The organism is Verrucomicrobiales bacterium, assembly GCA_016793885.1.
Lineage (GTDB): Bacteria > Verrucomicrobiota > Verrucomicrobiia > Limisphaerales > UBA11320 > UBA11320.
In genome coordinates this window covers 1-7,520 of record JAEUHE010000095.1, presented here as the reverse complement: position 1 = coordinate 7,520, position 7,520 = coordinate 1, and the positions used below count along the sequence as shown (strand labels likewise).

Genomic DNA, 7,520 nt, shown 5'->3' with positions numbered 1-7,520 from the left:
AAAGTACTTCCGCGTCGTCAATCCCTGATCCCGACCTAACTCTGTAGGAGACGAGGTCACGAGGCTTCCGTTTCTCATCGGACGCCAGGTGTCGCACCTGGCGTCCGATTCTACCATCCACCCATGAGTCTCAATTTGTACCAGCCCTCACCCGCCGGTAGGAGACGAGGTGACTAGGCTCTGGGATTTACTCGGACAGGATTCCCGCACGGAGTTCCGCATGGAGTTCCGCCTTCAGGCGGCGCAGCCTTCCTCTCCCCGCACGGAGTCCCGCCTTTAGGCGGTCCCCTCCGCATTCCTACGATTTACCCGAACGCTCACGAAGTAGAAGAAGTGACCCTGAACCGCCTCAAGGCGGGACTCCGTACGGGGACGGGGGTGCCGAACCACCTAAAGGTGGAACTCCATGCGAGAATCCGTACGGGGATGGGCAGGAACTCTCGACGGTCGGTCGCCTTTTTGCTGCTCTCGCTTGGGACACAACTCAGCTCAACCGCCGCTGAGCCGACCACGAACTACCTTCCGCTTCACCCTCCGCGAACTGACGAGGTCACTCCGCTGCTCGGCAACGAGCATTTCGGGTTCTACCCTCGCGCCAGCGCCACGGCGGGCTACGATGATAACATTACCCTGCGGCCGACCAATCCCGCGGATGATTTCATCTGGACGTTCTCACCCGGTTTCACCCTCCTCGCCGGAGAGTCCGGTAACTCTCTAGGAAATTCGACCAGCATTCGCGGGGCATCCTTGGGTGCGGAAGATCAGAAGAGCGGCGTGGCCAATCGGGGATTGCTCACCACCAGCAAGGGTCTCACCATAGACTATGGGGCGGCGCTGCGTTATTTCAGCAAGAACAGCGATCAAAATGCGGTCGATCATGCCGCTCGGATCAATGGAGTGCTGCCCTTGGAACGCTTGAAGCTCCATCTGTTCCAAGACCTCCAATCGCTGTCAGATGCCACCATCGATTTCGGCACTCGCACTCGGCGTCAGCAATATATCACCGAGCTGGGTGCTAGCTACTCGCTGACCGAGCGGACATCTCTCCAATTAGATGGCTATCAGGCCATCCATGATTACCAAACGGGCATCGGTAGTCGGGAATGGCGTGGAATGGGATACGCCAATTATACCTATAGTCCCACACTCACCCTTGGAATCGGCGGCGGTGGCGGGGTGTTGGACCCCTCCAGCGCGTCCTCCCAATCGTATACTCAAGTCAGGGTTCGGGTTGCCTACGCCGTTACCGAAAAAGTCTTCCTAGATGCTTCCGGGGGAGCAGAATTCCGTAAGTTAGGAGACGGATTGCCGCACACTCGAACGCCGGTTTTTGACATGGGGCTTGCCTATGCTTTGAGCCCTCAGTTCCAAGTCCGGCTTTCTGGGGGGCGACGCAACCAAAGCTCTGCGCTCTATACTCGGCAGAATTACGCGGATACGAGCGCTACCCTTACCCTGTCCTATCAACCCATGGAGCGGCTTGCCGTCTATTCCGCGGTCGATTACCACCACCTCGGGTATCGATCGACAGGGGGAGGGAACCCAACCACCCGCCGCGACGATTATCTTGCTCTACGGGTCGGCATTGGTTTTGAGCTGGCTTTACGATGGTCATTAGGTTTGTATTATCAATACCGAGAGAATTCATCAGCGGATCCTCTCTTTGAGTATGCCAACAACCAGACAGGAATCTCGCTGGCCTGGGCGTATTAAAGGAAAAAGGAAGCAAGACACCACAACTCATCATGCAACCTGAACAAGCGCACGATAATGCCGAGTCCGGAGCTCTTCTCGCACGGAGTTCCGCCTTTAGGCGGTTCGGGGTCCCCATCCCAGTATGGAGTTCCGCCTTCAGGCGGAAAGGGCAACCTCGGTCCGCTGAACCCCGAGCATTAGCACGGGCGGCGGTGGCCTTCGGTAGGGGCTTGGTTCCCGTCTTTCTGGTCTTGGCTCTGGCTGCTCTCGTCCAGCCGATGGACGCCTACGCGGCCTCCGCTTCTGAGCCCAAGGATTACCGCAAACCGCTGCCACGAGCGCCGGTACAGGGTGCCAGCGTGCCCACGGAAAAGGCCGCCCTGGCCTCGGTAGTCCCGCCGGCTGCGCCCGGCCCAACTCCTACCCCGGTGCCAGCGACGCCCTCGGTCTCCTCGTCAACGTCTGCGCCCGCTCCAGGCCCTGTTTCTCCGGGTCCTCGCCCCACCGATCATTATGTTATCTCTGCGAACGATGTCCTCCTGATGAAGGTATACCAGGAGGAAGATTTGGAATCCAAACCCAGGGTTGGCGTCGATGGGACCGTCAGTTTACCTCTCTTAGGAACCGTCTCGGTGTCCGGTCTCACTTTAGAGCAGGCGCGTGAGAAGATTCGCTCGGAGTTGGATCGGCGTTTTATCGTCAACCCGCAGGTGAGTCTGAGCGTGACCGAATATGCCAAGCGGAAGTTCACCGTGCTTGGACAAGTGCAGCGAACGGGAATTTATGAGTATTCAGGTGAGGAAAAAATGAGTTTGCTGAAGGCTATCGGCATGGCGGGTGGCTACACTCGACTTGCAGCGCCATCTCGAGTCACCGTTCAGCGTATTGAGAAAGGATCGCTCAAAACGATTCGGGTCGATGCCGAATCCACATCTAGAAGTCCGAATGGGGGACCGTTTGAGGTTCTACCGGACGACACCATCACCGTGGGAGCGAGGCTCTTCTGATGAAACTATTCCAAAAGAGGTGTCAGGTGTTAGGTCTCAGGTGTCAGGTGCCTGAAGCTGCGAATGGTCGCTTGAGGTGCCGGGGATTGAACATTGTGAACCGCTCATTTCACATTTTACATCTCCGAATGGGCCGACACGGCCCATACGACACTGTAGCGTCGTCCGTGTCGGACGATTCCCCGTCATGCGGAGCGCAGCGGGCATCTACCGACAGCCTTTCTCTCCTTCCCCGCCGCTTGCGCCGGCACGGCCCACACTACAAGTGTAGCGTCGTCCATGCCGGACGATTCCCCGAGCGCAGCGGGCGCATTCCTCAAATGAACAATGAGCAATGTGCAATGAACAATGTGCAATGAACAATGTGCAATCGGCGGTCTCCCCTAACCCCTCTTCCATTTCCCAATGACCTCCCCAAACAACGGTTACCCACCGGATCGACCAGCGGTCGAGAATACTGGCTCAGGTCAGATGGACGCGCGTTATGTGTTCCATGTGATCCTTGAGCGGGCCTGGATCGTCGCTAGTGTCTTTGTCGTGGCGCTGCTGGTTACAGTGGCTTACCTAAACCGCGCTCCCCGAATATTTGCCGCCACGGCAACTCTTCAGGTTGAGCAGCGGGAACAAAAGATTCTGAAGTTTGAGAAAGTGGTGCAGGAAGATCTGCAGAGCATGGAAACCATGCGGACGATCCTCCAAACCATTAAGACCCGGATCTTGCTCGAACGAGTTGCTGTGACAAATCACTTGGCCGCTGATCCTCGCTTCACTCCGGCGGAAGAGCGGGTCGACGGCACAGCGTTACCTACCGCTTCAGAACTGGCTCACAAGCTAGATCGGGTGGTTCGGGTGGCTTTGAGGCCGGGAACTCGGCTCATCGACGTGATCGTAGAGCACCAGAACCCGGAACTAACCGCGCAAATCGCTAACTCCTTGGTAGAGTCCTTTATCCGCTATGGATTCGAGCAAGACAACGCGGCGTCTACCTTGGCCAGTGAGAATCTGATGCGAGAGGCGGAACGAATGAAGACCAAGCTTCACGACTCAGAAGTCGCTCTTCAGAACTATTTAAGTGAGTCCAAATCGATCTCTTTGGAGGAAAGGCAGAACATTGTTACTCCGAAGCTCAAGGAACTGAGCCAGCGGCTAACTGAAGCCAAGGCAACCCGGATCAAGCAAGAATCCGAGTTTGCCAAGGCACGGCTGCTTGGCACCAACATCGTAGAATTGCAGGCAATCCCTACCATCGCTGCCGATCCCACCGTGATGGGCCTTCAGCTCAATCTCGCCAAAGTGGAGGCGGACTTCTCAACCCTAAAGTTACGTTATCGGCCAGAGCATCCGAAATACTTGCAAATGGCGAGCCAGTTGGCGGAGATGCGAGATGCCTTGGCGACGGCGGTCCTCCGTGCTCAGCAGGGCATGGCGACCACGTTTGAAAGCAGCAGGACGGGAGAAATAGCACTGGAACAAGCGCTTCAGGAACAGGAGAAAACGGCGCTAGAACTGAACCAGAAGGCCATCCAGTACAGCGTGCTTAGCCGCGAGGTTGAATCGGATCGTGCAATGTATGACGCTGTATTGAGTCGGCTGAAAGAAACGTCTCTCACCAAGGAGTTGGCCAGCTACAAGGTGCGCGTGGTTGAATCTGCGCTTCCACCAACGAAGCCCATACGTCCTCAAAGAATGAAGATCCTTGTATTGGGTTTGATCCTTGGTCTGCTCTCAGGTATTGGGCTCGCGCTCGGTATTAATTCTCTGGATAACACTTGTAAGAGCATCGAACAGGCGGAAGAGGCGTTGGGTATTCCGGTGTTGGCCACTATCCCCAAAATTAAGGACTTGGAGCAAGCAGCGCACCAAGTCATCGTCTCCGAGGACTCCACCTCCCAGAACGCGGAAGCGTTCCGCACCCTGCGCGCCTCCTTGTCGATGTTGGGGAGGGTTGAGGACCGGCGCGTCTTTCTGTTCACCAGCGCCATGCCTCAAGAGGGAAAGACGTTCACTTCGCTCAACTTCGCCATGTCTTTGGCGCAACAGGGCCTGCGCACGCTGCTGATTGATTGTGATCTCCGGCGTCCCAATGTGGAACGATCATTGTATGGCAAGCGCACGACCCATCCAGGTGTGGCGGACTATCTGACCGGCCGCCGGCCGCTTGAGGAGATCATTCAGACCACCGAGTTCCACGATTTCTTTATCATCGGGGTGGGAAGCTCCACACCTAACCCGGCTGAGCTGCTGGCCCAGGGGCGAATGTCCAAGTTACTGGAAGAAGCCTTGGAAAAATATGATCGGATTGTCATCGACTCAGCTCCGATTCAGGCCGTGAGCGATACCTTGCTGGTGCTCGAAGGCGTTCAAACGGTCTGTTTGACGGTGCGCGCGGGAAAGACCCCGCGCAAAGCCTCGGCGCGGGCTTTGCAGACGCTGCGGAACGCGGGGGCACCCGTGGCGGGGATTGTGTTGAACTGCCTGCGTCGGCCGCGCGGGGGTGGATACTACTACAACTACTACGATTACTCCTACGGCCAGCGGGAGGACGACAACAAGAACAAGACCAAGGGACGCAAGGTCGTCGATCTGCCCAAAGTGCACCGCGGATGAGGTGGGGCGGGGGGAGCATGGGATTGCACATTGCTCATTTTCCATTTGGGATCTCCGGAACCCGTAGGGTTCACAAACATTAGCCGGGCGATCGTAGATCCCCGGAAACTCGTTCCCAAACCACGGCACCCCGCAGGGCGTGCCACCTGCTTTCCCTTCCCCCAAAGTGCAATGTGAAATGAGCAATGAACAATGTGCAATCCGGTCCCTTCCAATCACCTTTCCTCCTTGGCCAGCGTGAACAGCACCGCGCACTGGAGTAGAAAAAGCATCAGGATCGAATAAATCTGGAACGGAAAATCCACGCGGGCGTGGATCAGACAGCCGACCATCGCGATCCAGATCATGGCCGTGAAGAGTCGCGGCGCCGGCTTGCCGTGCTGAATCAGTGGCCAGCGAAGCAAAACCAAGGCAAACGCGGCCGCAATGAGCGCAGATCCGACCCATCCAAACGTGATCCGGGTTTCCATCCAGTCGTTGTGCAGCTGCGCGGGCCAGTAGTCTTCCAACGTGTTCCGATAGAGCTGGAACACGGCTTCAAAACTTCCCGGTCCGGTGCCAAACACCGGATAATCGGTCGCCATCTTCGCGGCCAACTCATAGGTCTTCTCTCGTCCCACCACCAAATCCGCTGAGGCGGTCTGGAAGCGTTTCATCAACGCTCCTCCATCCATCGCCACCGCTCCGGTCCCAATCAATACGACGCACGCTCCCACGATGGCGAGGGTGCGTTTCCGCTGGCGGCGCTCTGCCTGCATCACGAGCAGCAACGATGCGGCGGCGGCCGTGATCACGGTTACGATCGCTCCCGCCCGACTGAGCGCCACCAAAGGACAGACTGCAATCAACGCCGCAATGGGCAGCAGTATGCGATGCGGCGCCCGCCGCGCATCCGGATCGCGCTGCTGAGCCACGCGCTCAAGCCACCACCAGAAACCCAGCACCACCGGCCAGAGCAAGTTGAAATACTGAGCCGCGTTGGAGCGGTAGGCATAAGGGCCGAATTGAGACGTGGCTTGCCGGTTGATCGCGCCTTCCGCGATCCACAGCAGCTTGGCTCCGCCGTCGGCGCGCTGGATCAGGCCCTGACACGCGAGCAGCGCTCCGTTCACGGACAAGACCCAGAGCAGGGTCGCCAGTCGTCGTGACGGAGGAGTCAGGTACGGCAACGAGGCGTCGTGTTCTTCATCTTCCCTGGGCGGCTGTGCGGTTCCCCCCATGAGCCAGTCATAAGCCGCCCAGAAGGTGCAGCACAGGGCGGAGTAGTCGAAGAAGGCGCCGACGCTCCGTTCGAGATGGTAGGTGTGAGGCAGCCAGGGAAGGTAGGACGGGAAGAAATCGAAGGTGTTCGCGGCGGGATCCCAGCTCGCCCGAGGATTCCAAATCGACAGCAGGCAGTAGACCAGGATGGACCCCGAGATCAACGCCAACGTCCGGGTCAACCAGCGGCTCCGGCGTGAGGTTTCTCCCAGGCTCCATTGCCCGGTGAGGACGCGACGGCAGAGCAGCTTGTTCAACAGCAGCAATCCCAGGAGATAGCCTGCGGCGTTCATGGTCCAGATGGACCAGTTCTCGGTCGTGCCAAAGGCCCAGGGGCTAAACACCACCATGAACAGGATCAGATACTCCGTAGCCTTGTCGGTCCAGCGATAGGCGGGAAAGCTGGCTAGCCGGGAGCGTCCGCCGCCCTGGGACCGGGTCGAAGAAGGATGAGCTGTGGTGCTGGTAGTCAGCATGCGCACGATCATCGTGCACGATTCATTGACTCGCTGCAATGCTTGAGAAGGGAATCCCGCGGTCCTCACACAAAGGCCGCTGAGGTCACAGAGGCGAAGCGGAGACCGAGGGTTGAACCGCAAAGGACGCAAAGGACGCGATGTGGGAAGGGGAAGGAGACGGAAAGGGCGACGGATTGCACATTGCGAATTGCTCATTGCTCATTTGTCATTGCCGAGAAATGAGGCCCGCTGCGCTCGGGGCTGGGGCAGGCGGACGACGCTACAATTGATAGGGGCCGTGTCGGCCCATTTCCCTTCCCCAATGTGCAATGTGAAATGAGCAATGAACAATGTGCAATCCCCTGCTCCCTCTGCTCCCCGCCGACCTTTGCGAGCACCAACGCCACTAGGCTTTCCGGAGGGAGACCGAGGGTTGAACCGCGAGGTGGAAAGTGCAAGGGCGACGGATAGAACATAGCGAATTGTTCATTGC

General features: G+C 57.9%; 4 protein-coding genes. 3 read left to right on the top strand and 1 reads right to left on the bottom strand.

Annotated elements, in window-relative coordinates:
- Nucleotides 1–426 precede the first annotated feature (426 nt).
- The 3 genes from JNN07_11185 (at nt 427) to JNN07_11175 (ending at nt 5,309) form a co-directional block, all read left to right on the top strand.
- A complete protein-coding gene (locus JNN07_11185) occupies nt 427–1,713 on the top strand; it encodes an outer membrane beta-barrel protein (GenBank protein ID MBL9168295.1) in 1,287 nt (428 codons plus the stop codon).
- A 194-nt stretch (nt 1,714–1,907) separates the two neighbouring features.
- A complete protein-coding gene (locus JNN07_11180) occupies nt 1,908–2,702 on the top strand; it encodes a polysaccharide export protein (GenBank protein MBL9168294.1) in 795 nt (264 codons plus the stop codon).
- 405 nt (nt 2,703–3,107) lie between these two features.
- Nucleotides 3,108–5,309 (top strand): polysaccharide biosynthesis tyrosine autokinase, encoded by a 2,202-nt coding sequence (locus JNN07_11175; protein MBL9168293.1) that lies wholly within the window; start codon nt 3,108–3,110, stop codon nt 5,307–5,309.
- A gap of 215 nt (nt 5,310–5,524) precedes the next feature.
- Here the strand turns inward: JNN07_11175 and JNN07_11170 are convergent, their stop codons facing one another.
- Nucleotides 5,525–7,045 carry an O-antigen ligase family protein gene (locus JNN07_11170; protein MBL9168292.1) on the bottom strand — a complete coding sequence of 507 codons (1,521 nt, stop codon included), beginning with the start codon at nt 7,043–7,045 and terminating at the stop codon, nt 5,525–5,527.
- Nucleotides 7,046–7,520 lie beyond the last annotated feature (475 nt).

Excerpts from the sequence above, each read along its gene's own strand:
- JNN07_11185 (MBL9168295.1), top strand. The coding sequence starts at position 427 with ATGGGCAGGAACTCTCGACGGTCGGTCGCCTTTTTGCTGCTCTCGCTT.
- JNN07_11175 (MBL9168293.1), top strand. The coding sequence starts at position 3,108 with ATGACCTCCCCAAACAACGGTTACCCACCGGATCGACCAGCGGTCGAG.
- JNN07_11170 (MBL9168292.1), bottom strand. The coding sequence starts at position 7,045 with ATGCTGACTACCAGCACCACAGCTCATCCTTCTTCGACCCGGTCCCAG.